28 protein-coding genes are annotated in these 22,915 nt (G+C 65.0%); 20 read left to right on the forward strand and 8 right to left on the reverse strand.

The features are described from left to right. Positions 1-91 precede the first annotated feature (91 nt). From ccmB to AC0L3K_RS38150, 4 genes are all read left to right on the forward strand, one after another. Complete coding sequence (ccmB, locus tag AC0L3K_RS38135) at positions 92-760, forward strand: heme exporter protein CcmB (RefSeq protein WP_007598845.1); 669 nt, start codon at positions 92-94, stop codon at positions 758-760. 91 nt (positions 761-851) lie between these two features. Further along, complete coding sequence (locus AC0L3K_RS38140; RefSeq protein ID WP_473281586.1) at positions 852-1,640, forward strand: heme ABC transporter permease; 789 nt, start codon at positions 852-854, stop codon at positions 1,638-1,640. Continuing rightward, positions 1,637-1,822, forward strand: a complete 186-nt coding sequence (gene ccmD, locus AC0L3K_RS38145; protein ID WP_007598841.1) for a heme exporter protein CcmD — start codon at positions 1,637-1,639, stop codon at positions 1,820-1,822. The genes AC0L3K_RS38140 and ccmD overlap by 4 nt, the downstream gene beginning before the upstream one ends. 24 nt (positions 1,823-1,846) lie before the next feature. Then, entirely contained in the window at positions 1,847-2,443 is a 597-nt protein-coding gene (locus AC0L3K_RS38150; protein WP_473367987.1) for a DsbE family thiol:disulfide interchange protein, read from the forward strand. Positions 2,444-2,591: 148 nt separating this feature from the next. On the opposite strand, the gene AC0L3K_RS38155 is transcribed toward AC0L3K_RS38150, so the two are convergent. Both AC0L3K_RS38155 and ftsY read right to left on the reverse strand, forming a co-directional pair. After that, a complete protein-coding gene (locus tag AC0L3K_RS38155) occupies positions 2,592-3,194 on the reverse strand; it encodes a septation protein A (protein WP_007598838.1) in 603 nt (200 codons plus the stop codon). Between the two features lie 3 nt (positions 3,195-3,197). Next, entirely contained in the window at positions 3,198-4,145 is a 948-nt protein-coding gene (gene ftsY, locus AC0L3K_RS38160; protein WP_473367988.1) for a signal recognition particle-docking protein FtsY, read from the reverse strand. 60 nt (positions 4,146-4,205) lie between these two features. On the opposite strand from ftsY, the gene AC0L3K_RS38165 reads away from it, so the two are divergent. Together AC0L3K_RS38165 and AC0L3K_RS38170 are read left to right on the forward strand one after the other, a co-directional pair. After that, positions 4,206-4,907: an RluA family pseudouridine synthase gene (locus tag AC0L3K_RS38165; protein ID WP_354201516.1), complete on the forward strand. Its 702-nt coding sequence runs from the start codon at positions 4,206-4,208 to the stop codon at positions 4,905-4,907. Positions 4,908-5,136: 229 nt separating this feature from the next. Beyond that, positions 5,137-6,246 carry a DUF2336 domain-containing protein gene (locus AC0L3K_RS38170; protein ID WP_473367989.1) on the forward strand — a complete coding sequence of 370 codons (1,110 nt, stop codon included), beginning with the start codon at positions 5,137-5,139 and terminating at the stop codon, positions 6,244-6,246. Between the two features lie 184 nt (positions 6,247-6,430). On the opposite strand, the gene mtaB is transcribed toward AC0L3K_RS38170, so the two are convergent. Both mtaB and dapF read right to left on the reverse strand, forming a co-directional pair. Then, positions 6,431-7,684: a tRNA (N(6)-L-threonylcarbamoyladenosine(37)-C(2))-methylthiotransferase MtaB gene (gene mtaB, locus AC0L3K_RS38175; RefSeq protein WP_473367990.1), complete on the reverse strand. Its 1,254-nt coding sequence runs from the start codon at positions 7,682-7,684 to the stop codon at positions 6,431-6,433. Beyond that, the gene (gene dapF / locus AC0L3K_RS38180; protein ID WP_354201519.1) at positions 7,684-8,559 is read right to left on the reverse strand and encodes a diaminopimelate epimerase; all 876 of its coding nucleotides are present in this window, start codon (positions 8,557-8,559) and stop codon (positions 7,684-7,686) included. The genes mtaB and dapF overlap by 1 nt, the downstream gene beginning before the upstream one ends. A gap of 220 nt (positions 8,560-8,779) precedes the next feature. On the opposite strand from dapF, the gene AC0L3K_RS38185 reads away from it, so the two are divergent. Next, complete coding sequence (locus tag AC0L3K_RS38185) at positions 8,780-9,529, forward strand: GyrI-like domain-containing protein (RefSeq protein WP_083869895.1); 750 nt, start codon at positions 8,780-8,782, stop codon at positions 9,527-9,529. A 5-nt stretch (positions 9,530-9,534) separates the two neighbouring features. Beyond that, positions 9,535-10,251, forward strand: coding sequence for an SIMPL domain-containing protein (locus tag AC0L3K_RS38190; protein ID WP_354201520.1), 717 nt, complete (start codon positions 9,535-9,537; stop codon positions 10,249-10,251). Positions 10,252-10,447: 196 nt separating this feature from the next. Here AC0L3K_RS38190 and AC0L3K_RS38195 read toward each other — a convergent pair whose 3' ends face one another. After that, the gene (locus AC0L3K_RS38195; RefSeq protein WP_473367991.1) at positions 10,448-11,512 is read right to left on the reverse strand and encodes an MBL fold metallo-hydrolase; all 1,065 of its coding nucleotides are present in this window, start codon (positions 11,510-11,512) and stop codon (positions 10,448-10,450) included. 329 nt (positions 11,513-11,841) lie between these two features. Here AC0L3K_RS38195 and ffh point away from each other — a divergent pair, with 329 nt between their 5' ends. The 9 genes from ffh (at position 11,842) to AC0L3K_RS38240 (ending at position 19,242) form a co-directional block, all read left to right on the forward strand. Next, positions 11,842-13,389: a signal recognition particle protein gene (ffh, locus tag AC0L3K_RS38200; RefSeq protein ID WP_027514978.1), complete on the forward strand. Its 1,548-nt coding sequence runs from the start codon at positions 11,842-11,844 to the stop codon at positions 13,387-13,389. 86 nt (positions 13,390-13,475) lie between these two features. Further along, entirely contained in the window at positions 13,476-13,808 is a 333-nt protein-coding gene (gene rpsP / locus AC0L3K_RS38205) for a 30S ribosomal protein S16 (RefSeq protein WP_007598827.1), read from the forward strand. 9 nt (positions 13,809-13,817) lie between these two features. After that, the gene (gene rimM, locus AC0L3K_RS38210) at positions 13,818-14,342 is read left to right on the forward strand and encodes a ribosome maturation factor RimM (protein WP_354201522.1); all 525 of its coding nucleotides are present in this window, start codon (positions 13,818-13,820) and stop codon (positions 14,340-14,342) included. Positions 14,343-14,385: 43 nt separating this feature from the next. Next, positions 14,386-15,135: a TapB family protein gene (locus tag AC0L3K_RS38215; protein ID WP_354201523.1), complete on the forward strand. Its 750-nt coding sequence runs from the start codon at positions 14,386-14,388 to the stop codon at positions 15,133-15,135. A 49-nt stretch (positions 15,136-15,184) separates the two neighbouring features. Further along, the gene (locus tag AC0L3K_RS38220; RefSeq protein WP_354201524.1) at positions 15,185-15,865 is read left to right on the forward strand and encodes a TapB family protein; all 681 of its coding nucleotides are present in this window, start codon (positions 15,185-15,187) and stop codon (positions 15,863-15,865) included. 85 nt (positions 15,866-15,950) lie between these two features. Further along, the gene (trmD, locus tag AC0L3K_RS38225; protein WP_354201525.1) at positions 15,951-16,706 is read left to right on the forward strand and encodes a tRNA (guanosine(37)-N1)-methyltransferase TrmD; all 756 of its coding nucleotides are present in this window, start codon (positions 15,951-15,953) and stop codon (positions 16,704-16,706) included. A gap of 110 nt (positions 16,707-16,816) precedes the next feature. Beyond that, a complete protein-coding gene (gene rplS / locus AC0L3K_RS38230) occupies positions 16,817-17,203 on the forward strand; it encodes a 50S ribosomal protein L19 (RefSeq protein WP_007598824.1) in 387 nt (128 codons plus the stop codon). Positions 17,204-17,530: 327 nt separating this feature from the next. Then, positions 17,531-18,937, forward strand: a complete 1,407-nt coding sequence (gene leuC, locus AC0L3K_RS38235) for a 3-isopropylmalate dehydratase large subunit (protein ID WP_007598823.1) — start codon at positions 17,531-17,533, stop codon at positions 18,935-18,937. Between the two features lie 95 nt (positions 18,938-19,032). Further along, on the forward strand, positions 19,033-19,242 hold the full coding sequence (locus AC0L3K_RS38240) for a hypothetical protein (protein WP_007598821.1): 210 nt from the start codon (positions 19,033-19,035) through the stop codon (positions 19,240-19,242). 54 nt (positions 19,243-19,296) lie between these two features. Here AC0L3K_RS38240 and AC0L3K_RS38245 read toward each other — a convergent pair whose 3' ends face one another. The 3 genes from AC0L3K_RS38245 to AC0L3K_RS38255 all read right to left on the reverse strand — a co-directional run bounded on the left by AC0L3K_RS38245 (position 19,297) and on the right by AC0L3K_RS38255 (position 20,593). Beyond that, complete coding sequence (locus tag AC0L3K_RS38245) at positions 19,297-19,857, reverse strand: hypothetical protein (protein WP_219681829.1); 561 nt, start codon at positions 19,855-19,857, stop codon at positions 19,297-19,299. A gap of 152 nt (positions 19,858-20,009) precedes the next feature. Beyond that, entirely contained in the window at positions 20,010-20,270 is a 261-nt protein-coding gene (locus AC0L3K_RS38250; protein WP_007598817.1) for a hypothetical protein, read from the reverse strand. A gap of 41 nt (positions 20,271-20,311) precedes the next feature. Further along, positions 20,312-20,593, reverse strand: coding sequence for a hypothetical protein (locus AC0L3K_RS38255; protein WP_035993898.1), 282 nt, complete (start codon positions 20,591-20,593; stop codon positions 20,312-20,314). Positions 20,594-20,747: 154 nt separating this feature from the next. Between AC0L3K_RS38255 and AC0L3K_RS38260 the strand changes: the two genes are divergently transcribed. From AC0L3K_RS38260 to AC0L3K_RS38270, 3 genes are all read left to right on the forward strand, one after another. Next, positions 20,748-21,149, forward strand: a complete 402-nt coding sequence (locus tag AC0L3K_RS38260; protein WP_007598813.1) for a metallopeptidase family protein — start codon at positions 20,748-20,750, stop codon at positions 21,147-21,149. Positions 21,150-21,238: 89 nt separating this feature from the next. Further along, on the forward strand, positions 21,239-21,844 hold the full coding sequence (gene leuD, locus AC0L3K_RS38265; RefSeq protein ID WP_007598811.1) for a 3-isopropylmalate dehydratase small subunit: 606 nt from the start codon (positions 21,239-21,241) through the stop codon (positions 21,842-21,844). Positions 21,845-21,925: 81 nt separating this feature from the next. Continuing rightward, on the forward strand, positions 21,926-22,711 hold the full coding sequence (locus tag AC0L3K_RS38270) for a glycosyltransferase family 32 protein (RefSeq protein ID WP_007598809.1): 786 nt from the start codon (positions 21,926-21,928) through the stop codon (positions 22,709-22,711). Positions 22,712-22,915 lie beyond the last annotated feature (204 nt).

Genomic DNA, 22,915 nt, shown 5'->3' on the forward strand with positions numbered 1-22,915 from the left:
CCGCCCTCCCCCACAAGGGGGGAGGGAGCGCAGTTTGCCCTGGGCACCAGCCGAGCTCTTATGGCCGTCTCGCCGTGGAAAGAGCCACCCCATGACCGCCCTGTCTGCCCTGATCCGCCGGGACATCCGGATTGCGCTCCGCGTCGGCGGCGGGGCATTGATTGGCGTGCTGTTCTTCCTGACCGTGGTGGTGCTGATGCCGTTTGCGGTGGGGCCGGATCTGGCACTGCTGTCGCGGCTCGGGCCGGCGATCCTGTGGCTGGGGGCGCTGCTGGCGAGCCTGCTCACCCTGGACCGGCTGTTCATGGCCGACCACGAGGACGGCTCGCTCGACCTGATCACGATGAGCCGGACCCCGCTGGAACTCGCCTGCGCGGCAAAGGCGCTGGCGCATTGGCTGGCCGCCGGCCTGCCGCTGATCGTCGCAACCCCCGTGCTCGGCCTGCTGCTCAACCTCGACATGGTGGCGACCGGCGCGGTGGCGCTGACACTGCTCGCCGGCACCCCGGCGCTGACGTTCACCGGGATGATCGGCGCGGCGCTGGCGGTGACGCTGCATCGTGGCGGATTATTGATGGCCGTCCTGGTGCTGCCGCTGTCGATCCCGGTGCTGATCTTCGGGGTCGCGGCCTCGCAGGCGGTGATCGTCGGCCCCATGACGTTCGGCGCTCCGTTCTCGATCCTGTGTGCGCTGTCGCTGGTCAGCCTCGTGATCGGCCCCTTCGCGGCTGCGGCGAGCCTGAAGCATGGGCTGGATTGAGATGGGCTGGACTGACCTTGACCCCGATCAACTTTCGCTGCGGACTTTCGTGCTGATTGCGTGAGCGCTTACCTGTGATTATCAGGATACCATGACGCTGATCGACCTCGCCAACCCCACACGGTTCCTCGCGCTGACGGCGCGGCTGCTGCCGTGGCTTGCGGCTGCGACAATCATCCTGCTCGCGATCGGGCTCTATCAGTCCGCCACCGCGCCCGACGACTATCAGCAGGGCGCGACGGTGAAGATCATGTTCATCCACGTGCCCAATGCCTGGCTGTCGATGTTCGTGTGGGGCGTGATGAGCATCGCCTCGCTGGGCACGCTGGTGTGGCGGCATCCGCTCGCCGACGTCGCCGCCAAGGCGGCTGCTCCGATCGGTGCCAGCTTCACCTTCCTTGCGCTGCTGACGGGCTCGCTGTGGGGCCGGCCGATGTGGGGCACCTATTGGGAATGGGACGCGCGGCTGACCTCGGTGCTGATCCTGTTCCTGATGTATCTCGGCCTGATGGCGCTGTGGCGCGCGGTCGACGATCCCTCCCGCGCGGCGCGCGCCGCTGCCGTGCTGACGCTGGTCGGCGCGCTCAACCTGCCGATCATCAAGTTCTCGGTCGACTGGTGGAACACGCTGCACCAGCCGGCGTCAGTGATGCGGATGGGCGGCTCGTCGCTCGACAAATCCTTTTTGATTCCGTTGCTGGTGATGGCGATCGCGTTCACCCTGCTGTTCGTCACGCTGCATCTGGCTGCGATGCGCAACGAGATTTTGCGCCGGCGCGTCCGCTCGCTGCAGATGATGCAGGCGAGCCGTGTGGCCTTTTCAGAAGTCGGCACCGGCTCGCGCGAGGGCAGCACGTCAAAAGAAGTCGGGGCTGCATGATCATGTCGCTCGGTCCCTACGCGCCCTTCATCGTGACATCCTATGCCGCGGCCGCCCTCGTGGTCGTGATCCTGATCGGCTGGATCGTGCTCGATTATCGCAGCCAGACACAGCGCCTGCGCGAGCTCGAGCGCAGCGGCGTGACCCGCCGCTCCGGCCGTAGCGCGACGGATCGGCCATGAGAGATCGAGAATGAGCGAGCAATCATGAGCGAGCAATCGACGTCCGCTCCGCCACAGCGCCGCACCTTTCTGATGGTGCTGCCGCTGATCGCCTTCATCGGCCTGGCGCTGTTGTTCTGGTTCCGGCTCGGCAGTGGCGATCCCTCGCGAATCCCTTCCGCGCTGATCGGACGCCCCGCGCCGCAAACCATGCTGCCGCCGCTCGAGGGATTGCAGGCTGACAACGCGCAGATCCCCGGCCTCGATCCCGCCGCGTTCAAGGGCAAGGTCAGCCTCGTCAATGTCTGGGCGTCCTGGTGCGTGCCGTGCCACGACGAGGCGCCGCTCCTGACCGAACTGGCAAGAGACAAGCGCTTCCAGCTCGTCGGCATCAACTACAAGGATGCCGCCGACAATGCGCGGCGCTTCCTGGGGCGCTACGGCAACCCGTTCGGCCGCGTCGGCGTCGATGCCAACGGCCGCGCCTCGATCGAATGGGGCGTCTATGGCGTGCCGGAGACTTTTGTCGTCGGTCGCGAAGGCACCATCGTCTACAAGCTGGTGGGACCGATCACGCCGGAGAATTTGCGGACGGTGTTGTTGCCGCAGATGGAGAAGGCGTTGAAGGCGGCGGGGAGCTGATCGCCGCTCTCGTGCCCCGGACGCTGCGCAGCGCGTGAGCGGTGCGCTGCAGAGCCGGGGCCCATGTCACAGCGCGACGCGTTGCCTTCTGGGTCCCGGCTCTGCGCAGCAGCGTTTCACGCTGCAGCGCGTCCGGGACACGGGCCCCTCACCCCTTCCGCACATCCCCCGCCTCGGCCTCGCTCGCTTCCAGCGACGCCGGCTCGAGGTGATAGCGCTTGGTCAGCGGCATCTGGGCAATGGCGAAGATCATCGTGATCGGGGTGACGCCGAACACCTTGAAGTTGACCCAGAAGTCGGTGCTCTGGGTGCGCCAGACGATCTCGTTCAGCACCGCCATGCCGGCGAAGAACAGCGCCCAGCGCAGCGTCAGGATGCGCCAGCCCTGCGGCGTCAGATTGAACATCTGGTCGAACATCACGGCGATGAAGGAGCGGCCGAACAACAGGCCGCCGCCGAGGATCGCGGCAAACAGGGCGTAGATGATGGTTGGCTTGAGCTTGATGAAGGTCTCGTCGTGCAGCACCAGGGTCAGCGTGCCGAACACCAGCACGATCACGCCTGTCACGATCGCCATGATCGGGATGTGGCGCGTCACGACATAGGAGGCGATCATCGCCGCGACGATCGCGACCATGAAGGCGCCGGTCGCGGCGAACAGATTGAACTTCGCATTCACGAAGAAGAACACGAGCAGCGGGCCGAGCTCGGTCGCGAGCTTGAACAGCGGATGCGGCTGGGTCTTGTCCATTCTTCAGCTTTCGATTCCGGCAATCGCGCGGGCGAAATCGCGCGCGGTGAACGGCGCGAGATCGTCGACACCTTCGCCGACGCCGATGAAATGCACCGGCAGTTTGAATTTTTCCGCGAGCGCCACCAGGATGCCGCCGCGGGCGGTGCCGTCGAGCTTGGTCATCACGAGGCCGGTGACGCCGGCGGTGCGATGGAAGGCCTCGACCTGCGACAGCGCGTTCTGGCCGACGGTGGCGTCCAGCACAAGCAGCACCGCATGCGGCGCAGTCGCGTCCACCTTGCGGATGACGCGCACGACCTTTTCGAGCTCGTTCATCAGCTCGGCCTTGTTCTGAAGCCGCCCGGCGGTGTCGATCAGGAGCACGTCGGTGGCCTGCTCCTTCGCCGCCGTCAGCGCGTTGAAGGCGAGGCTCGCCGAATCCGAGCCTTGTGCGCCCGATATGACGGGCGTCTTCGTGCGTTCGCCCCAGACCTTGAGCTGCTCGATCGCTGCGGCGCGAAACGTGTCGCCGGCCGCCAGCATCACCTTGCGGCCTTCGGACGCGAATTTTTGCGAGAGTTTCCCGATGGTCGTGGTCTTGCCGGAGCCGTTGACGCCGACCACGAGGATGACGAAGGGCTTCTTGCCGGCGTCGATCTCGAGCGGCTTCGCCACCGCCGTCAGCACCTTTTCGACCTCGGTCGCGACGACGTCCTTGACCTCGTCCGCCGAGATCGCCTTGTCGTAGCGCCCGGTGCCGACCGCATCCGCGATCCGCACCGCGACCGAGGTGCCGAGGTCGGCGCGCAGCAGCACGTCCTCGATGTCGTCGAGCATGGCGCGGTCGAGCTTGCGCTTGGTGACGAGGTCGGCGACCGCGGTCCCGAGCGAGGACGAGGTGCGCTTCAGCCCGTCAGACAGGCGGCGCCACCAGCTCAGCTTGGGGGTCTCGGGGGTGGTATCGTTCATGGTGGCGGTGTGTTAGCCGTTCCGGCTCGCAAACGAAAGTCTTGACCGAAAGTCCTGCAATTGCTCGATGTTCCCGAATTGACCGCCGAGGAAATCTTAGGCCGCGTGCTCCATCGCGACGGATTGATGCTGGTCATCGACAAGCCGGCCGGCCTGCCGGTGCATCGCGGACCCAAGGGCGGCGCTAATCTGGAAACCTCCTTCGACGCGCTTCGTTTCGGCTTGCCGCGGCCGCCGGTGCTGGCCCACCGGCTGGACAAGGACACCTCCGGTTGCCTCGTGCTCGGCCGCCATCGCAAGGCGACGGCGTCGCTCGGCCTGCTGTTCAAGCATGGCAAGGTCGGCAAGACCTACTGGACCATCGTGGAGGGAGGCCCCACTGAGGACGAAGGCACCATCGACATGCCCCTCGGCCGGCTCAATGCCGAGCGCGGCTGGTGGCAGAAGCCCGATCCCGAGGGCCAGAAGGCCATCACCAACTGGAAGGTGATGGGCCGGGGCGACGGCCTGACCTGGCTCGCCATGGAACCGGTGACCGGACGGACCCATCAATTGCGGGTGCATGCGTCCGCGACCGGCTGGCCGATCTTCGGCGATAACATTTACGGCAACGGCCCGCGCTTCGGCGAGCCGAAGCTACACCTGCATTCCCGCGAGATCGTGGTGCCGATCTCTCGGAACAAGGAGCCGGTCCGCGTGGTGGCGCCGGCCCCACCCCACATGCACGAGCGGCTCCGGGCCTGCGGGTGGAACGGAGAATAATCCTGTCAGTCCCTCATGGTGAGGAGGCCGCGTAGCGGCCGTCTCGAACCATGCAGGCCCGCATCTCGCCCGCGGCCATCCTTCGAGACGCCCGCTTTGCGGGCCCCTCAGGATGAGGGCAGTGCCCGCCGCGCTCCCTATAGTTTACGAAACGTTCAGTGCTCGTCGCTAATGATAATGGTTGCTTAGAACAAGCTTCCGTCAATCTGCTCAGGACGAGCTGCGCGTCATGTCCACGGCCGAATTATCGATCATCGACGAGGTCGAGTCCGCGCTTCGGACTGGCTCGGCGGAAAAGGGCCTGGCAACAGCCCGCCGCGTCACCGACCTGTTCCTGTCCTCCGCCGGCAGTTTCGATGACGAGCAGATCGCCCTGTTCGACGACGTGCTCGATCGCCTGATCGGCACCATCGAGCTCCGCGCCATCGCCGACATGGGCGCACGCGTTGCGCTCGCCGAGATCAGCGCGCAACTCGCCCCGATCGCGCAGGCGCCGCCATCGGTCATTCGCCGCCTCGCCAACAATGACGAAATCCGCATCGCCGGTCCCGTGCTGCAGGAATCCGCGCGCCTCGACGATGGCGCGCTGGTGCAGATCGCATCATCCAAGGGCGAGCCGCATCTGCTCGCGGTCGCCGGACGTTGGTGGCTGAAGGAGATCGTCACCGATGCATTGCTGGCGCGGCGCTATCCCAGCGTCAGCCGGCGGCTCGCCGCCAATCCCGGCGCGCGCGTGTCCGGAAACGGATTTGCTGTCATCGTCGGACAAGCCGAGGCCGATCCCGAGCTCGCGGTCAGCGTCGGCGTCCGCGTCGATCTGCCGTCAGACCTGCGCCGTCAATTGCTGCGCTCGGCGAGCGATGCCGTGCGGACCCGTCTGTTGTCGCGCGCGCCGCCGCATCTGTTCGAGGAGATCCAGACCGCGATCGCCGCCGTCACCGTCGGTGTCGAGCGCGAGATGTCGGGGGTCCGCGATTTCGAAGGTGCCAAGCGCGCCGTCGCGGGCCTCAAGGCGGCCGGCCAGCTCAGCGAAGCGACGCTGCTCGGCTTCGCCACGCAGCGGCGCTACGAAGAGGCGGTGGCCGCATTGGCCGCATTGTCGGGATCGACCGTCGAAGTGATTCGCCCGCTGATGCAAAGCCTGCGCGAGGACGGCCTGCTGGTGCCATGCAAGGCGGCGCAGCTCACCTGGGAAACCACCGCCGCCGTGCTCGAAAGCCGCTTTGCGAGCGGCGCGATGAAGCCCGCCGATATCGCAAGGGCTCAAAGCAACTACGCGCGCATGACCCCGGAGAATGCGCGGCGGACGCTGCGGTTCTGGCAGGTGCGGGCGTTGTAGGCGCGTTAGAGACGCTGCGCGCCAAATATTCCGCCGTCGTCCTGGCGGAAGCCAGGACCCATAACCACCGAATTCAGTTTGGCGAAGACTGCTAGTTGGCCGTCGCGTGCGACAACTTCTCCCTGGGGTAATGGGGCCTGGCTTTCGCCAGGACGACGGCGGAGCAAGTTCAGCGTCTCGAGAGCTACACCGTCAGCCGCGCGCCATCACGACCGGCGATCCGCAGCGGCACGATGCTGCCGATACGCTCGCCCGCAATCGCCACCGGCAGATAATGCTCCGTGCGTCCCTGACCGTCGCTCTCGATCAGCACCTCACGCGTGGCGCCGATCTCGGCTTGCAGCCGCTGCAGAAGCGCAGCCTCACCGGCCGAGCGTAGCCGTTTCGCCCGCTGCTTGATTGCACCGCCCGCCACCTGCGGCATTCGCGCGGCCGGCGTGCCGGGACGCGGCGAATAGGGGAAGACGTGGAGGAAGGTCAGGCCGCATTCCTCGACCAGATCGAGCGAACGCGAGAACATCTCCTCGGTCTCGGTCGGAAAGCCCGCAATGATATCGGCGCCCAGCGCGATATCCGGGCGCAGGCGACGGATCTGGCCGCAAAACGCGATGGCGTCGCCGCGCGTATGCCGCCGCTTCATGCGCTTCAAGATCATGTCGTCGCCGGACTGCAGCGACAGGTGCAGATGCGGCATCAGCCGCGAATCTTCAGCGATGGCATCCAACAGATCGCTGTCCGCCTCGATCGAATCGATCGAGGAGATGCGCAGGCGCCTCAGCTCCGGCACATGCCGCAAAATCTGCTTCGTCAGCAGGCCGAGTTTCGGCGTGCCCGGCAGGTCAGTGCCGTAACTGGTGAGATCGACGCCGGTCAGAACGATCTCGGCATGGCCGCGCGCGACCAATGCCCGGACCTGATCGACCACCGCGCCCATCGGCACAGAGCGCGAATTGCCGCGCCCGAACGGAATGATGCAAAAGGTGCAGCGATGGTCGCAGCCGTTCTGCACCTGCACGAACACGCGCGGCAGCCCGCTCGCAAAGCCGTCGATGAGATGCGGCGCCATCTCTTTCACCGCCATGATGTCGCTGACGGCGATTTTTTCGCTGGCACCGAGATCGAACGCCGCACGCGCCTCGCGCCATGCGGACGATCGCATCTTGTCGTCATTGCCGACGACGCGGTCGACTTCGGCCATCCCGGCAAACATGCCGCTTTGCGTCTGCGCCGCGCAACCGGTGACGACGATGCGTGCTCCCGGCCGCTCGCGCTTCAATTTGCGGATCGACTGCCTCGCCTGCGCCACCGCCTCGTTGGTGACGGCGCAGCTATTAATGACGATGGTATCGGAGAGGCCTGCGCCCTCGGCCTCGCGGCGGATCACCTCGGCCTCGAAGGCATTGAGGCGGCAGCCGAAGGTGACGATGTCGACGGTCATTACCCGACCGGCGCGAACAGCGCGGGATCGAAACTGCCTTCATATTCGAAGGTCGCCGTGCCCGTCATCAGCACGTGATCGTCGCGCTCGCGCCATTCGATCCCGAGCTTGCCGCCGGGCAGCGTGATCTCGACATTGCGCTCGGCGCGCTTCAGCCGCGCCGCCGCGACCGCCGTGGCACAGGCGGCCGAGCCGCAGGCCCTGGTCAGGCCGGCGCCGCGCTCCCAGGTGCGGATCGTGATGTGCTGGGGATCGACGATATGGGCGAGCGTGATGTTGGCGCGCTCCGGGAAGATCGGATGGTTCTCCAGCAGCGGACCGAAACGCTCGAGGTCGTAGGCGTTGACGTCATCGACCCAGAAGATCGCATGCGGATTGCCCATGCTGACCACCGAGGGCGAATGCAGGATCGGATTGTCGATCGGGCCGATCTGCAGCTCGATGTAGCGGGTGTCCCGGAATTCCTGGTCGAGCGGAATGTCCTGCCAGCCGAATTTTGGCGCGCCCATGTCCACCGTATAAAGATCGGGCGCCGGACCCTGCCAGGCATTGAGCAGGCCCGCGGCCGTCTCGAACGTTGCATTGGTCTGGCCGGTCTTCTCGAAGATGCGGCGGACGACGCAGCGCATACCGTTGCCGCAGGCGCCTGCCTCGGAGCCGTCACTGTTGTAGATGCTGATGAAGGCTTCGGTGCCGTCGAAGCGCGGCTTCTGCAGCACCATGAGCTGGTCGTAGGTCACGCCGCCTCGCGCCGATGCCACCGCGCGGGCATCGTCCGGGGTGACCTTTGAGGTGGAATCGCGCATGTCGACAACGACGATCTCGTTGCCGATGCCGTTCATCTTGGCAAATGCGTGGTTGGCCAGCGCGCTCATGAAAATTCCCGAATTTCGCCTGCCTTATATGGCGATCCTTGGCCGGCTTGGCCAGTGATTTGCCGACAACAGCCAGGAGGCTGCCATGACGCATCTGTCATGGGACGAATTCGGCGCTCGCGTGTTAGAACGGCGAAATTCGCGCGATCCGGGACATGCGGCCGGGTTAAGGCCTCGGGGACGTAAGGCCTTGGCGGATAAGCTATTGGGGAGAATAAAAATGTTCAGGTTTCGTCGTCTCGCTTTAGCCGCGCTGATCCCGGCAGCGGCCTTGTCGTTTGATCTGTCCGCCACGCTGGCCCAAACGCCGAGCCCGGCGCCGGCCGCATCAGCGAGCCCCTCGCCGGCTCCGTCGGCCTCGCCCGCCCCCGCGGCAAGTGCCTCACCCGCACCCGTGGCCACCCCGTCGCCGGCGGCAAGCGCCTCGCCCTCGCCCGCAGCCAGTGCCTCACCGAGCCCGGCCGCCCCGCCGCCCGCTGCGGCCGCGACGCCGGCTCCCGTGCAGACGGCCGATCCCTTCGGACAGGAGACCACGCTCGAGCCCAAGAAGGTCGTGATGGTCAAGGGCACTGCCAATTGGGACTCTGCCTTCGACACGCTGATCGACGCCTTCAAGGCGCTGAACACGTTGCTGGACAAGCAGGGAATCAAGCACGCCGGCAATTCGATGATCGTCTACACCTCGACGGACGACACCGGATTCACCTTCCTTGCCGAGATCCCGGTCGAGCAGGACCCGAAGAACCTGCCGAAGGACATGAGCGTCGGCAAATCGCCGGAGGGCAAGGCGTTGAAATTCGTCCATCGCGGCTCCTACGACAACATGGACAACACCTACGAGGCGATCACCAATCACCTCGACGACAAGAAGCTGGAAGCCAAGGACACCTTCATCGAGGAGTACCTCACCGATCCCCTGAAGACGGCGGAGGACAAGCTCGTGATCAATGTTTTCGTGCCGCTGAAATGAGACCGATGAAAAAGCCAGCCATCCTTTTGACCTCCCTCGTTACGTCCTTTGCCGCCGCGCTGCCGGCAACGCCTGCGCTCGCCAACGATTTTCCGTCAGCGATTTCGGTGAGCGGCGAAGCCACCATCTCCGCCGCGCCTGATCTGGCGCAGATCGACGCCGGCGTCGCCAACGACGCCAAATCCGCGAAGGAAGCCTCCGACGCCAACAACGCCGCGATGGGCAAGGTGCTGCTGGCGCTGAAGGGCGCAGGCATTGACGAGAAGGATTACCAGACCTCGCGGCTGTCGCTGCAGCCGCAATACGGCCAGAACAAATCCACCGGCGCCTCGCCCGTAGTCGGCTTCCGCGCCTCAAACCGCGTCACCGTGAAGATCCGCGACGTGACCAAGGTCGCCGCCATCATCGACACACTGGTCGGCGCCGGCGCCAACGATATCGGCAACATCTCTTTCGAGGTGACGCAGGCCTCAAAACTGCTCGACGATGCCCGCGAGAAGGCTGTCGCAGACGCCCGCCGCAAAGCGGAGATCTACGCCAAGGCCACTGGCGTCGCGCTCGGCGCGCCGCTGAGTGTGTCCGAAGGCGGCGCTCCGATGCCGCTGTTCAAGGGACGCATGGCCGCAGCGCCGATGGCCGCAGGCGGCGCGGCCGTTGCGCCCGGCGAGGAAACGCTGGCGGTGACGGTGAATGTGAGCTGGGCGATCAAGCAGGGGCAGTGAGGCCGCAAGAGGCACGCTGCGGCGCCAATTTCAGGCGTCGTCCTGGCGAAAGCCAGGACCCATTACCCCAGGGCGTGGTTATAGCGCGAAGCAGCTAACCCGACTGTTCGCCAAACTACTCCCTGTGGTAATGGGTCCTGGATCAGCGCTCGCTCCGCTCGCTTGTCCAGGACGACGGGTTGTTTGCTTGATGGAGTCAGATCTCCACCACCTGCCCGGGCTTCATCGCCACGAACCGCTCCTGCGGAACCTTCGCGGCGTCGAGCGCCTCGACCAAGGCCTGCGCCGGCGCATCGATTGCTTCATCGGTCAGCTGAAACGTGCCGTGGTGATGCCCGAGCGCGGCTTGCGCGCCGCAATCCGCCAGCGCCTTCACCGCGTCTTCCGGGTTCATGTGCTGATCGCGCATGAACCAGCGCGGCTCGTAGGCGCCGATCGGGAGGATCGCCAGACGGAGCGGCCCGTGCTTGTCGGCGACGCGGCGGAAATGCCCGCCATCGCCATAGCCGGAATCGCAGACGACGTAGATTTTCCCCGCAGGCGTCTCCAGCACGAAACTCGCCCACAGCGCCTTGTTGCGATCGAACATGCCGCGCGCCGACCAGTGCCGGGTCGGCACCAGCGTCACGGCGATGCCGCCGCCGAGCTCGACGCGATCGTGCCAGTCGAACGCTTCCACCTTGATCGTCGCATCGGTGCTGCGCATCGTGACGTCGTTGCCGAGCGGGGTCACCACACGCGGGGCGAAATTCTTGGCGAGCCGCGACAACGTCGCCATGTCGAGATGATCGTAATGGCCGTGCGAGACCAGCACGGCATCGATTTTCGGCAGCTTGTCGAAGGCAATGCCGGGATCGTTGTGCCGCTTCGGCCCGGCAAAGCTGACGGGCGAGACCCGCGAGGACCAGACCGGATCGACGAGAATGTTGAGGCCGCCGGTCTGGATCAGCCAGCTGGCGTGGCCGACGAAGGAGAGCCGCACCTTGTCGCCCTCGACGCGCGCCGGCGGGGTATCGGCATGGGGGCTCGGCGCCCAATCCGGCCAGGTCGCGCGCTGCCGCTTGCCGCCGAACTGCCAGCGCAGGACCTCACGAAGCGATCGTGGCGGCGCGCCGTCCGGATCGAAGAAGGTCAGTCCGTCGAAATGGTCGGAGACCGGGCCGTCATAGGTTTTCATGCGGGACATCCAAAGGGAGGGCACGCCGACCAATGCGCTGGCCCCGGCGAGCAGTCCGAAAAGGCGGCGGCGGGTGATCGGCACGGATTTGGCTTCAGGGATGGTCGGAGCGGCAGGACATCACCGCTATATGGGCGGGGTCTGCGGAAAAGGAACCCGCCGCAGGAAAGTTCATCTTTTCAAGGCTTTGCCTTCCAAAGCGGCCTCGGCCACCCTAACTTTCCTTGACTTTCGGGCAGCCGCGGCGTTTAACCCCGGCACTTCTCGGAAAGACTTTCTTTTCGACCCGCCCACTGGCCCCAGAGGCCAGAGGCCAACGCCCGACAGCGCTGTGCGCCCTCGGGCGTGAAGGTGTTTGGATTTCTGCTCCCTCGCCCCGCTCTTGCAGGGGGAGGTTAAAGAGGACAACGGCATTGTTCGACAATCTGTCGGAACGGCTTGGCGGCATTCTCGATCGTCTGACGGGGCGCGGTGCGCTGACCGAAAAGGACGTCGACGCCGCGATGCGCGAGGTGCGCCGCGCGCTGCTGGAAGCCGACGTCGCCCTCGAAGTGGTGCGCAGCTTCACCGAGCGGGTCCGCGAGCAGGCCATCGGCGCCACCGTCGTCAAATCGGTGACGCCAGGCCAGATGGTGGTCAAGATCGTCCATGACGAGCTGATCAACACGCTCGGCGCCGAAAGCCAGACCATCGACATCAATTCCGTGCCGCCGGTGCCGATCATGATGGTCGGCCTGCAAGGCTCCGGCAAGACCACCACCACCGCAAAGCTCGCCCGTCGCATGGTCCAGCGCGACAAGCGCAAGGTGCTGATGGCGTCGCTCGACATCTACCGTCCTGCGGCGATGGAGCAGCTGGCCGTCCTGGGCCGCGATCTCGACATTCCGACACTGCCGATCGTCGCCGGCCAGCAGCCGGCCCAGATTGCGAAGCGCGCGCTCGAGGCCGGCAAGCTCGGCGGCTACGACGTCGTGCTGCTCGACACCGCCGGCCGCACCACGCTCGACGAAGAGATGATGGCGGAAGCAGCAGCGATCAAAGCCGCCGCCAATCCGCATGAAGTGCTGCTAGTGGCGGACAGCCTCACCGGCCAGGACGCCGTCAACCTCGCCCGCGCCTTCGACGAGCGCGTCGGCCTCACCGGCATCGTGCTGACACGAGTCGATGGCGACGGCCGCGGCGGCGCCGCGTTGTCGATGCGCGCGGTCACCGGCAAGCCGATCAAGCTGCTCGGCACCGGTGAAAAGACCGATGCGCTGGAGGATTTCCATCCCGACCGTATCGCCGGCCGCATCCTCGGCATGGGCGACGTGGTGTCGCTGGTCGAACGCGCTGCGGCCAATATCGACGCGGAAAAGGCTGCGCGCACCGCCGAGCGGATGCGCAAGGGTCAGTTCGACCTCAACGACATGCGCGAGCAGCTGTCGCAGATGGCGAACATGGGCGGCATCAGCGGCCTGATGGGCATGATGCCCGGCATCGCCAAGATGAAGAACCAGATCGCGGCCGCCGGCATCGACGACAAGATCTTGAAGCGCCAGGTCGCGGTGATCGATTCCATGACGCGCGACGAGCGCCGTCATCCCGATCTGCTCAAGGCCAGCCGCAAGAAGCGTATCGCCGCAGGTTCCGGCCAGAGCGTCGAGCAGGTCAACAAGCTGCTGAAGATGCACCGGAACATGGCCGACATGATGAAGGCCATGGGCTCCGGCAAGCGCGGTCCGCTCGCGGGCATCGCCCAGGCGATGGGTTTTGGCGGCGGCATGAAGCCGCCTTCGCCGGAAGAGATGAAGGCGCTGCAGGAGAAGATGCAGGGTGGCGGCGGACAAGGTCTGCCCAGCCTGCCGAAGGATTTGCCGCCCGGGCTGCGCCAGGGTCTGCCGAACGTTCCGGGCCTGACCGGGCTGAGCGGCAAGCCGATGCTGCCGGGCCTCGGCGGTTTCCCGGGCAAGAAGAAATGAGGAATTCGTCGCGGGAGATCGCAACGGTCTCGCGCAACGCGGAATACCAATCAACCGAACAAAACGTACTTTGAAGGAGAACTTAGATGTCCGTCGTTATCCGTCTCGCCCGCGCAGGCACCAAGAAGCGCCCCGTCTATCACGTCGTCGTCGCCGATTCGCGCTTTCCCCGCGACGGTCGCTTCATCGAGCGTCTCGGCTATTTCAACCCGCTGCTGCCGAAGGACAACGAGACCCGTCTGAAGCTCGACATGGACAAGGTGAAGGCCTGGCTCGCCAAGGGCGCGCAGCCGTCGGACCGCGTGTCCCGCTTCCTCGACGCCGCCGGCGTCAAGAAGCGCGAAGTGCGCAACAATCCCGAGAAGGCCGTGCCGCGCAAGGAGCGCAAGGCGCAGGCCGAAGCCGCCGCGAAGGGTTAAGGCCAGATCATGCCGGCGCTGGTCTGCGTCGCGCGGATCGGCGCCGCGCATGGTGTGCGCGGCGCGGTCAAACTGTGGACCTTTACCGAGGATCCATTTGCCGTGCGGAGCTACGGCCTGCTCTCGTCCAAGGATGGCAAGCGCCAGTTCGAGGTCGCAACGGCGCGCGCGGCCAAGGATCATCTGGTTGCGACGTTCAAGGGCGTCACGACCCGCGATGAGGCCGAGCGCCTCAACGGCATCGAGCTCTACGTCGCGCGCGAAAAGCTGCCCGCGACGGACGAGGGCGAATATTACCACACCGATCTGATCGGGCTCGCCGCCGTCACCACGGCCGGCGATGCGCTCGGCCGCGTGCTCGCGATCCACAATTTCGGCGCCGGCGACATCATCGAGATCGCGCCGCCCACGGGGACCACGATGCTGCTGCCGTTCACGGACGCGGTGGTGCCGGAGGTCGATCTCACAGGGGGCCGCGTCGTGATCGCGCTGCCGCAGGAAATCGAAAGTGATGACGAGGCGTCGCCGTCATGACATGACGGTGACAGGCCGTGGATCAGCCTCACAAAATAGAGACTTGCGTTTGCTGTCCGGCTCGTTCACGTTTGGGTTGCATCCCCCCTCGACGATTCCTGAACATCCGGAGATACAAATGTTGCAGCGCTGTCTCTTGGCAACGATCGGCCTGCTTGCGTCTGTCAGCGTGCTCGCGGCCCAAACGGCGCCGAGCCAGCCGCCTGCCGAGGCATCCACGGAAGCGCCCGAGCAGCAAGAGCCGCGGACGGGCGATCGCTGGACCTTCGAATTTCGCGACGAGATCACGGGCGAGCTGAAATCGACGGTCACCCAAACCATAACCGATGTATCCCCCGCCGAAATCGGCATCCGCCTGACTTTTCTCGGAAAGCCGGGCCTCGGATTCCAGACCTTCGATCATTCGTGGAATGTCGTCGACAATGGTACGTGGAAATTTACCCCAAACGACGGCTCAGGCATCAAGGCCCCACTTCAGGTCGGCAAGTCCTGGACAGCCAGTTCGAGTGATTTCAATAGCAGCAACGGCGCCAGTCTGAAGCGCTCCGTCAAATCAAAAATTACCGGTCAGGAAAGCATCACGACACGCGCCGGCACGTTCGAGACGTACAAGATTGAGACGTCGCTCGAAATGCGAAACGCAAATGATCCGACCAAGAAGTTTCAGACCGAGCAGCAGACGTGGTACGCGCCGGCAATCGATCATTGGGTGAAGCGCACTTGGGTCAACAAGTCGGCCGGCAAGGTCAGCGACAAGGGCTCTCTCGAGTTGATCGAATATGGCCGCCGCTAGTCGCTGGTCGGCGGATTCCGATCGTTATGGATCTTGCTGGAGGCACTTGATGTTTCGTCGCGCCACTGCGGCGATGATTTGCCTGCTCGCCGGCGTCCCCGCGGCACAAGCCGCCGAGAGAGACGCGCTGCCTGCTGCTTCAAGTGGGGTCGAAACAAAGTCGCCCACTTCAATGGAAGAGCCGATCCCGGGTGATTTCTGGACGTACGAGGTGCGAGACGAAATCGGCGGAAGCACTGAAGTCCGCAAATCGATCGTCACCCAAGTAAACCCCGGCGAGATCCGCGTTGATATCACCGGAGGCAAAAGCGGCGATCGGCTCAACGTCTATGACCGGTCATGGAACCTGAAGAGCACAGGCCCATGGAAATACCAGCCGATTGACGGCTCGGGAATTCGCGCGCCATTGAAGGTTGGCGCCGCCTGGAGCGTCACCGCAGACGACGTCAACTCGCAAAACGGCAACATCTTCAGACGATCCGTCAATGCAAAAGTCGTCGGCCAGGAAACCATCACAACCAAGGCCGGCAGGTTCGACACATTCAAGATCGAAACGGTCGTCTCCAGGCACTCGACCAACGACCCATCCAAGAAGGGAGAGATCGCGGCGCAGACTTGGTACGCACCGGCGATCGATCACTGGGTCAAGCGTAGCTTCGTGGTGCGGGCAGATAATCATGTGGTGAACAGCAGCACGAGCGAACTCGTCGAATACGGTCGCAAGAAATAGGGCTGCGCGCTGCGATGACCTGATGGCGAAGTCCGCCGTTCATTGAGCCCTCGACCCGCTGCCCGCAATGCCCTAACCAGCGGCCATGACGACTTCCACACCCTGGCGCGCGACGGTGCTGACGCTGTTTCCGGAGATGTTTCCGGGGCCGCTGGGCGTGAGCCTGGCCGGCCGGGCGCTGGCTGGCGGGCTCTGGGAACTGGAGGCGCGGGACATCCGGGCCTCGGCTACCGACCGCCATCGCAGCGTCGATGACACCCCGGCCGGCGGCGGACCGGGCATGGTGCTTCGGGCCGATGTTCTGGCGGCCGCGATCGATGCCGCCGGGATCGGCCCGGACCGGCCGAAATTGCTGATGAGCCCGAGAGGTCGGCCATTGACCCAGGCCCGCGTCCTCGAACTGGCCAAGGGTCCGGGTCCCCTGATCGTCTGCGGGCGGTTCGAGGGGGTGGACCAGCGCGTGATCGACGGGCGGGGCCTGGAGGAGGTCTCGATCGGGGATTACGTCCTCTCCGGCGGTGAAATCGCGGCCCTGGCCCTGATCGACGCCTGTGTTCGGCTGCTGCCGGGCGTGATGGGCAAGGAAGCCTCGGGAACCGAGGAAAGCTTCTCCGACGGCCTGCTCGAATACCCCCAATACACCCGGCCGCAGCTGTTCGAGGGAACCCCGATCCCGGAGATCCTGACCTCGGGCGACCATGCCAAGGTCGCGAGCTGGCGGCGGGCGGAATCCGAGGCCCTGACGGCGGCCCGGCGACCGGATTTGTGGGCCCGGATCCCGAGCAAAGTCCCGAATCGGGTCGGACGCCAAAAAACGCCAAAAAACAAGACAGACGGGTGACAAACGCTCCGGCTTGCCTTATAGCAGCGGCCACATCCGCAATGGCTGGATAAACGAATTTCGCGCAGCCCCCGTTTTCCAAGGCTGGGCGCGCCGATGGAGATTTACCCATGAACCTGATCCAACAGCTCGAAAAAGAGCAATTCGACAAGCTCTCCGCCAACAAGGAGATCCCGGAGTTCGGCCCCGGCGATACCGTGATCGTCAACGTGAAGGTCGTCGAAGGCGACCGCACCCGCGTGCAGGCCTATGAAGGCGTTTGCATCGGCCGTTCCGGCGGCGGTCTCAACGAGAGCTTCACGGTGCGCAAGATTTCGTACGGCGAAGGCGTGGAGCGCGTGTTCCCGGTGATGTCGCCGATGATCGACTCGATCAAGGTGGTGCGCCGCGGCAAGGTGCGTCGCGCCAAGCTCTATTATCTCCGCAACCTTCGCGGCAAGTCGGCCCGCATCGTCGAGAAGAAGCAGGACCGCCCGGCTGCTGCCGTCAACGAGTAAGCTCCGCTTACATGCGAGTTTCCAAAAGCGCGGGGCGCCAAGCCCCGCGCGTTTTTGTTGCGTCAGCCGTGCGCGTCAAAGCCCTCGCGATTCCAGTTCGGCCTGCTATATATTCTTGGAATGTTTCCAGATTTGACCAGCCTCTCGCCCGTCAAGCGCGTCGTCATCGACGATCGCTCGCGGCTGCCCGGCCGGTTCTTCGGACGCTTCGCGACCTCGGCAACGTCAGAGCTTACGCGCGCAGCCTAAAAGCTGCGCTGACGATTTCGTCGCCCCGCGCGCCAGCCGCGCAACCCGCTCTACACAACATTCCTGGAGCTGACGCTCATGCCCAAGCCGACCACATTGTACGACAAGATCTGGAACGACCATCTGGTGCACGAAGCCGAGGACGGCACCTGCCTGCTCTATATCGATCGCCATCTGGTGCACGAGGTCACTTCACCGCAAGCGTTCGAAGGCCTGCGCGCCACCGGCCGCAAGGTCCACGCGCCCGAGAAGACGCTGGCCGTCGTCGATCACAACGTGCCGACCACCGACCGCACCAAGCCGAACCCCGATCCTGAAAGCATCGAGCAGATCAAGGCACTGGCCGACAACGCCAGGGAATTCGGCATCGAATATTACGACGAGTTCGACAAGCGTCAGGGCGTCGTCCACGTCATCGGCCCCGAGCAGGGCTTCACGCTGCCCGGCACCACCATCGTCTGCGGAGACAGCCACACCTCGACGCATGGTGCGTTCGGCGCGCTCGCGCACGGCATCGGCACGTCGGAAGTCGAACACGTGCTGGCGACGCAGACGCTGATCCAGAAGAAGGCGAAGAACATGCGCGTCACCGTCGACGGCAAATTGCCGGACGGTGTGACGGGCAAGGACATCATCCTCGCGATCATCGGCGAGATCGGCACCGCGGGCGGCACCGGCTACGTGCTCGAATACGCCGGCGACGCGATCCGTGCGCTCAGCATGGAAGGCCGCATGACGGTCTGCAACATGTCGATCGAAGGTGGCGCGCGCGCCGGCCTCGTCGCGCCCGACCAGAAGGCGTTCGACTTCTTGCGCGGCCGCCCGAAGGCACCGAAGGGCGCCGACTGGGATGCGGCGATGCGCTACTGGGAGCGCTTGCGCTCCGACGAGGGCGCGCATTTCGACCACGAGCTGCGGCTCGATGCAGCGAAGCTGCCGCCGATCGTGACCTGGGGCACTTCGCCTGAGGACGTCATCTCGGTCACCGGCAGCGTGCCCGATCCCGACAAGATCGCGGACGAGGCCAAGCGCCTGTCGAAGCACCGCGCGCTGAAATATATGGGCCTGACCGCGGGGACGAAGATCACCGACATCAAGCTCGACCGCATCTTCATCGGCTCCTGCACCAACGGCCGGATCGAGGATCTGCGCGCCGCCGCCAAGATCGCGGAAGGCAAGCAGGTCGCGGGCGGCGTCAACGCCATGGTCGTGCCGGGCTCCGGCCTCGTGAAGGAGCAGGCCGAGGCTGAAGGTCTGGACAAGATCTTCATCAACGCCGGCTTCGAATGGCGCGAGCCCGGTTGCTCGATGTGCCTCGCGATGAACCCCGACAAGCTGGCTCCGGAAGAGCGCTGCGCCTCGACCTCGAACCGCAACTTCGAGGGCCGCCAGGGCTTCAAGGGCCGCACCCATCTGGTGTCGCCGGCGATGGCGGCGGCCGCGGCGATCGCGGGTCACTTCGTCGACATCAGGGAGTGGCGGTAAGCTGCTCGCTTTAATTTGAGCGATTGCGGCAAACCGCCGTTAATCGGTAGCGCCGACAGTGTGTCCTCGCGAGGGTTTCGCGAGGACACGAGCTCATGGCCAGCAAGCCTGAATATGTCGATCTGATCAGCGCGGCGACGCCCCAGCATCGGCGGCGCGCGGCACCGCTGCGCATGGTCGCCAAGCCCGAGGTCGAGGAGACCTCGAAGCTCAGCCGCTGGCCGCCGGCGATGTTCAAGCAATGGAAGATCGAGAACCTGACGCGATGGACGTCGGCGTCGTGGAAACTGAAGGATTGGCTTTAAGCCACCGGATGAACAAAGGGCGCCGTCGAGGCGCCCTTTTCATTTCGATCGTGCTTACCAATAGCGGTACGGATGGTGCCAGCGATGCCAGCGGCAGACGCGGCGCGGGCCGTAATAGGTCCAGATGACCCGGCATCGGCGCGGATGGCTGTAATAGGGATAGTAGCCGCCGTAATAGCGCCGATGAAAATGGCGATAGCCGTAATGCGGGCGATAGATGCCGTAGCGGTGGAATCCGCCTCCGCCATAGTGGCGAACTCCGCCGTAGCGATAGCCGCCGCCATGAAACGCGGGCGCGGCGCGGAAGCCACCAGCATGGAAACCACCGCCGCGGAAGCCACCGATATGTCCTCCGCCACCGTGGAAGCCGCCTCCACCGTGGAAACCGCCGCCGCCATGAAAGCCGCCGCCACCATGCCCACCGCCGCCACCGCCGCCGTGGCGAACCGGGATCACATCGTCACTTGCGGCCTTCGCCACAGGCAACGCCGTCGGATTGATTGGAGTCATCGCCTCAGCACGACGCGTCGTTCCGGCCGACAGCATCAGCGTCGCGGCGGCCGCAATGCCGAGCAAGCGCATCGGGCTTGCCCTGAGACCCAATATTCTCAGCATCGACTTCTCCCTGAATCTGGACAGCGGAGTTGCGACGCTCGCTCCCGGCGTGCATCATCCCTGTTCATTGGCGGTCGCTCCCAAGATTAAATTAGGGACAGCGACGTGAATGCCTCATGAATGAACGACGGGCGCAGCATCGCGCCGCGAGGTCACCGCCACGGCCCGAAGCCGAGCACGAACGGTGCGGGCACGCCGTAGGGATAAGGACGGTAGTAGACCGGCCGCGCGTAGTAATGCGGATCACGACGCGGGGCGTATCGCACGACGTCGGACCGCACATGTCGGCGCCCGTCGAACACCGCGCGCCCGGCCGACGCATCGGGCAGCTTCGTCACCCTGTGCGCAGCGGACGCGTGAGACAGGCCTGCGGCAAGCCCGACGCCAACCGCCAATGCGAACCATCTCGTCATGACGACCTCCGCCTCAGCGCGCGACGGGCACGGCGTTCGTATCAGCCCCGGCGCCAGTAGCAGCTCATATGCGGCACGATCACCGTGCCGCTGGGGCGAAATTCCTGCACATAGGTGGCGTTGCACTCGCGGACCGCATCGGGACCGGGATTGTAACGGGGATAGACGCCATCCGGACTGTAATAGGGCGTGACGCGCAGGCGCGCCGGGGGCCGCTTGCGCGGCGGCGGCAGATCGTCTCGGGAGGCCGCCTGGGCCAGCCTGATCCCGGGAGCCGCGGTCTGGGCCTCCGCGCCAACGCAAAACTGCGAAAACAACCCCATGCACAGTAGCGTCAGCGCTGTTTTCGCTCGCATTTTTCCGCCCACTTGAACGTCCACTCGAGGCCCTACGCTCCCCGTTTTGACGGCGCCCGTCAACCTCGCCGCGCTTATAAAGCCGGATGCGTCGCCGCGAAACCCACGCTATGAGAAGCCCATGTGGACGGAATTGAAAGCGCCCTCGCTGGCCGAGATGGAAGCCATGGCGCATGAAGTCTTCGAACGCCTGCCGGCGGAGTTTCGTAGGCTGTGCGAGGGCGTGATCATCCGCGTCGACGACTTCCCCACCGAGGAAGTCCTGGACGAGATGGCATGCGAGAGCGAGTTCGACCTGCTCGGCCTGTTCCAGGGCGTCGGCCTGCCGCAGCAGAGTTTTGGCGACGTGGCGCGGCTGCCCAACATGGTGTGGCTCTACCGCCGGCCGATCCTGGATTACTGGGCCGAGCACGACGAAAGCCTCGGCCATATCGTTCGCCACGTCCTGATCCACGAGATCGGCCATCATTTCGGCCTGTCGGACGACGATATGGCCGCGATCGAGGCTCAAGAGCCCGGTTAGGCAGACGAGATCTGCCGAATTCGGCCTAGGATTTCCGCCCCGATCGCGATAAATACCGGTTCCCTAGACCACCCCGGGAAAGCGCAACCATGGACAAGTTCACCACGCTGGAAGGCGTCGCGGCGCCGCTGAAGATCATTAATGTCGATACCGACATGATCATTCCGAAGCAGTACCTCAAGACCATCAAGCGCACCGGCCTTGGCAAGGGGCTCTTCTCCGAGCAGCGCTACAAGGACGACGGCAGCGAGAATCCCGATTTCGTCCTCAACCAGCCCGCCTATCGCAATGCGAAGGTGCTGGTCGCCGGCGACAATTTCGGCTGCGGCTCGAGCCGCGAGCATGCGCCCTGGGCGCTGCTCGACTTCGGCATCCGCTGCGTGATCTCGACCTCGTTCGGCGACATCTTCTACAACAACTGCTTCAAGAACGGCATTCTGCCGATCCGCGTGGCCCAGGAAGACCTCGACAAGCTGTTCGACGACGCCGAGCGCGGCGCCAACGCGACGTTGACGATCGATCTGCCGAACCAGGAGATTCGCGGCCCCGACGGCGGCATGGTCAAGTTCGAGATCGACCCGTTCCGCAAGCACTGCCTGATCAACGGCCTCGACGACATCGGCCTGACGATGGAGAAGAAGGCCTCGATCGATACCTATGAGGAGAAGCTCAAGCGCGAACGCGCCTGGGCCTGATCTCAAGTTTTTGTTTGAGCCCCGGTGCTGACAGCGCCGGGGCTTTTTCTTTGCCAGCGTTGTCCTCTATAGCTTGCGCCCATGTTGCCTGACATCGTCACCTTCTGGCACGGCCCAATGGACGCCCTGCGCCAGACCTGTCTGCGCTCGCAGCTGGCTGCCGGCCACAAGGTCACGGTCTACAGTTTCGACACCATTCCCGGCCTGCCCGCAGGCGTCGGCAACGCGGACGCCGAGGCGATCCTGCCGCATGCGTTCTCCGAACGATTGCGACCGCCGCAGCCGGACGGCAGCTGGCGCGACTGGACCACGCTTCAGTTCAGCGACTTCTTCCGCATGAAGCTGATGGCGAAGGGCCTCGGCCTCTGGCTCGACGCCGACGTGCTGCTGCTGAGGCCCGTCGAGATCGATCCGGCAAAGCCCTACTTCGCGTGGGAGCGTCCGCGCCAGCTCGGCAATTCCGTGATTTACCTTCCGCCCCGGCACGGCATCGTTGCCGCCTTCGAAGAGCTGATGGAGCAGGAGGAGCTGACGCCGAACTGGCTGTCGATACGCCATCGCGTCACGTTTGCGATGCGCCGCCTGCGCGGCGGCTCGAACCGCCTCTCCGATATCCGTGTTGCGATCTTCGGCCCGGCGGCACTCACCGCGCTCGCGCGCCGCACCGGCGAGCTGCACTGCGCCTTGCCGAAGCAATCGTTCTACGCCGTGCATGCCGAGCCAAAACTGTTCTTCGATCCCTCGAGCTATCTCGGCCTCGTCACCGACCGCGAGATCATCGGCCTGCACATCTCGCCCAAGGGAAGGGGTGGTGAGAAGCCGATTCCGGGTAGTCTTTATGCATGGGCGACGGAGCGGTTCGGCTAACGCCTGATGGGATGAGACTCGCCCGGCGCCGCGACGGCGGTGCGTTCCCTCCCCCCTTGTGGGGGAGGGCTAGGGAGAGGGGTGGCCCAGGAAGAGGTGCTGGGTATTGGCGATGCATCGGGTGTCGATACTCGACCGAAAGAGTCCCCGTGTGGCGCCCCCCCCCCCGCCCCCCCCCCCCCCCCGGGGGGGGGGCGGGGAGCG

It is taken from the genome of Bradyrhizobium sp. MI1.10 (assembly GCF_055811035.1).

What these genes read in the sequence shown, in the direction of transcription:
- AC0L3K_RS38245 (WP_219681829.1), bottom strand. Translation starts at nt 19,857, where the DNA reads ATGCTGAGAATATTGGGTCTCAGGGCAAGCCCGATGCGCTTGCTCGGC.
- rplS (WP_007598824.1), top strand. Translation starts at nt 16,817, where the DNA reads ATGAACCTGATCCAACAGCTCGAAAAAGAGCAATTCGACAAGCTCTCC.
- AC0L3K_RS38170 (WP_473367989.1), top strand. Translation starts at nt 5,137, where the DNA reads ATGTCCACGGCCGAATTATCGATCATCGACGAGGTCGAGTCCGCGCTT.
- rpsP (WP_007598827.1), top strand. Translation starts at nt 13,476, where the DNA reads ATGTCCGTCGTTATCCGTCTCGCCCGCGCAGGCACCAAGAAGCGCCCC.
- rimM (WP_354201522.1), top strand. Translation starts at nt 13,818, where the DNA reads ATGCCGGCGCTGGTCTGCGTCGCGCGGATCGGCGCCGCGCATGGTGTG.
- AC0L3K_RS38255 (WP_035993898.1), bottom strand. Translation starts at nt 20,593, where the DNA reads ATGGGGTTGTTTTCGCAGTTTTGCGTTGGCGCGGAGGCCCAGACCGCG.
- AC0L3K_RS38240 (WP_007598821.1), top strand. Translation starts at nt 19,033, where the DNA reads ATGGCCAGCAAGCCTGAATATGTCGATCTGATCAGCGCGGCGACGCCC.
- AC0L3K_RS38190 (WP_354201520.1), top strand. Translation starts at nt 9,535, where the DNA reads ATGAAAAAGCCAGCCATCCTTTTGACCTCCCTCGTTACGTCCTTTGCC.
- AC0L3K_RS38250 (WP_007598817.1), bottom strand. Translation starts at nt 20,270, where the DNA reads ATGACGAGATGGTTCGCATTGGCGGTTGGCGTCGGGCTTGCCGCAGGC.
- AC0L3K_RS38220 (WP_354201524.1), top strand. Translation starts at nt 15,185, where the DNA reads ATGTTTCGTCGCGCCACTGCGGCGATGATTTGCCTGCTCGCCGGCGTC.
- AC0L3K_RS38185 (WP_083869895.1), top strand. Translation starts at nt 8,780, where the DNA reads ATGTTCAGGTTTCGTCGTCTCGCTTTAGCCGCGCTGATCCCGGCAGCG.
- ccmB (WP_007598845.1), top strand. Translation starts at nt 92, where the DNA reads ATGACCGCCCTGTCTGCCCTGATCCGCCGGGACATCCGGATTGCGCTC.
- ccmD (WP_007598841.1), top strand. Translation starts at nt 1,637, where the DNA reads ATGATCATGTCGCTCGGTCCCTACGCGCCCTTCATCGTGACATCCTAT.
- dapF (WP_354201519.1), bottom strand. Translation starts at nt 8,559, where the DNA reads ATGAGCGCGCTGGCCAACCACGCATTTGCCAAGATGAACGGCATCGGC.
- ftsY (WP_473367988.1), bottom strand. Translation starts at nt 4,145, where the DNA reads ATGAACGATACCACCCCCGAGACCCCCAAGCTGAGCTGGTGGCGCCGC.
- AC0L3K_RS38270 (WP_007598809.1), top strand. Translation starts at nt 21,926, where the DNA reads ATGTTGCCTGACATCGTCACCTTCTGGCACGGCCCAATGGACGCCCTG.
- AC0L3K_RS38150 (WP_473367987.1), top strand. Translation starts at nt 1,847, where the DNA reads ATGAGCGAGCAATCGACGTCCGCTCCGCCACAGCGCCGCACCTTTCTG.
- AC0L3K_RS38260 (WP_007598813.1), top strand. Translation starts at nt 20,748, where the DNA reads ATGTGGACGGAATTGAAAGCGCCCTCGCTGGCCGAGATGGAAGCCATG.
- AC0L3K_RS38140 (WP_473281586.1), top strand. Translation starts at nt 852, where the DNA reads ATGACGCTGATCGACCTCGCCAACCCCACACGGTTCCTCGCGCTGACG.
- leuD (WP_007598811.1), top strand. Translation starts at nt 21,239, where the DNA reads ATGGACAAGTTCACCACGCTGGAAGGCGTCGCGGCGCCGCTGAAGATC.
- leuC (WP_007598823.1), top strand. Translation starts at nt 17,531, where the DNA reads ATGCCCAAGCCGACCACATTGTACGACAAGATCTGGAACGACCATCTG.
- mtaB (WP_473367990.1), bottom strand. Translation starts at nt 7,684, where the DNA reads ATGACCGTCGACATCGTCACCTTCGGCTGCCGCCTCAATGCCTTCGAG.
- trmD (WP_354201525.1), top strand. Translation starts at nt 15,951, where the DNA reads ATGACGACTTCCACACCCTGGCGCGCGACGGTGCTGACGCTGTTTCCG.
- AC0L3K_RS38155 (WP_007598838.1), bottom strand. Translation starts at nt 3,194, where the DNA reads ATGGACAAGACCCAGCCGCATCCGCTGTTCAAGCTCGCGACCGAGCTC.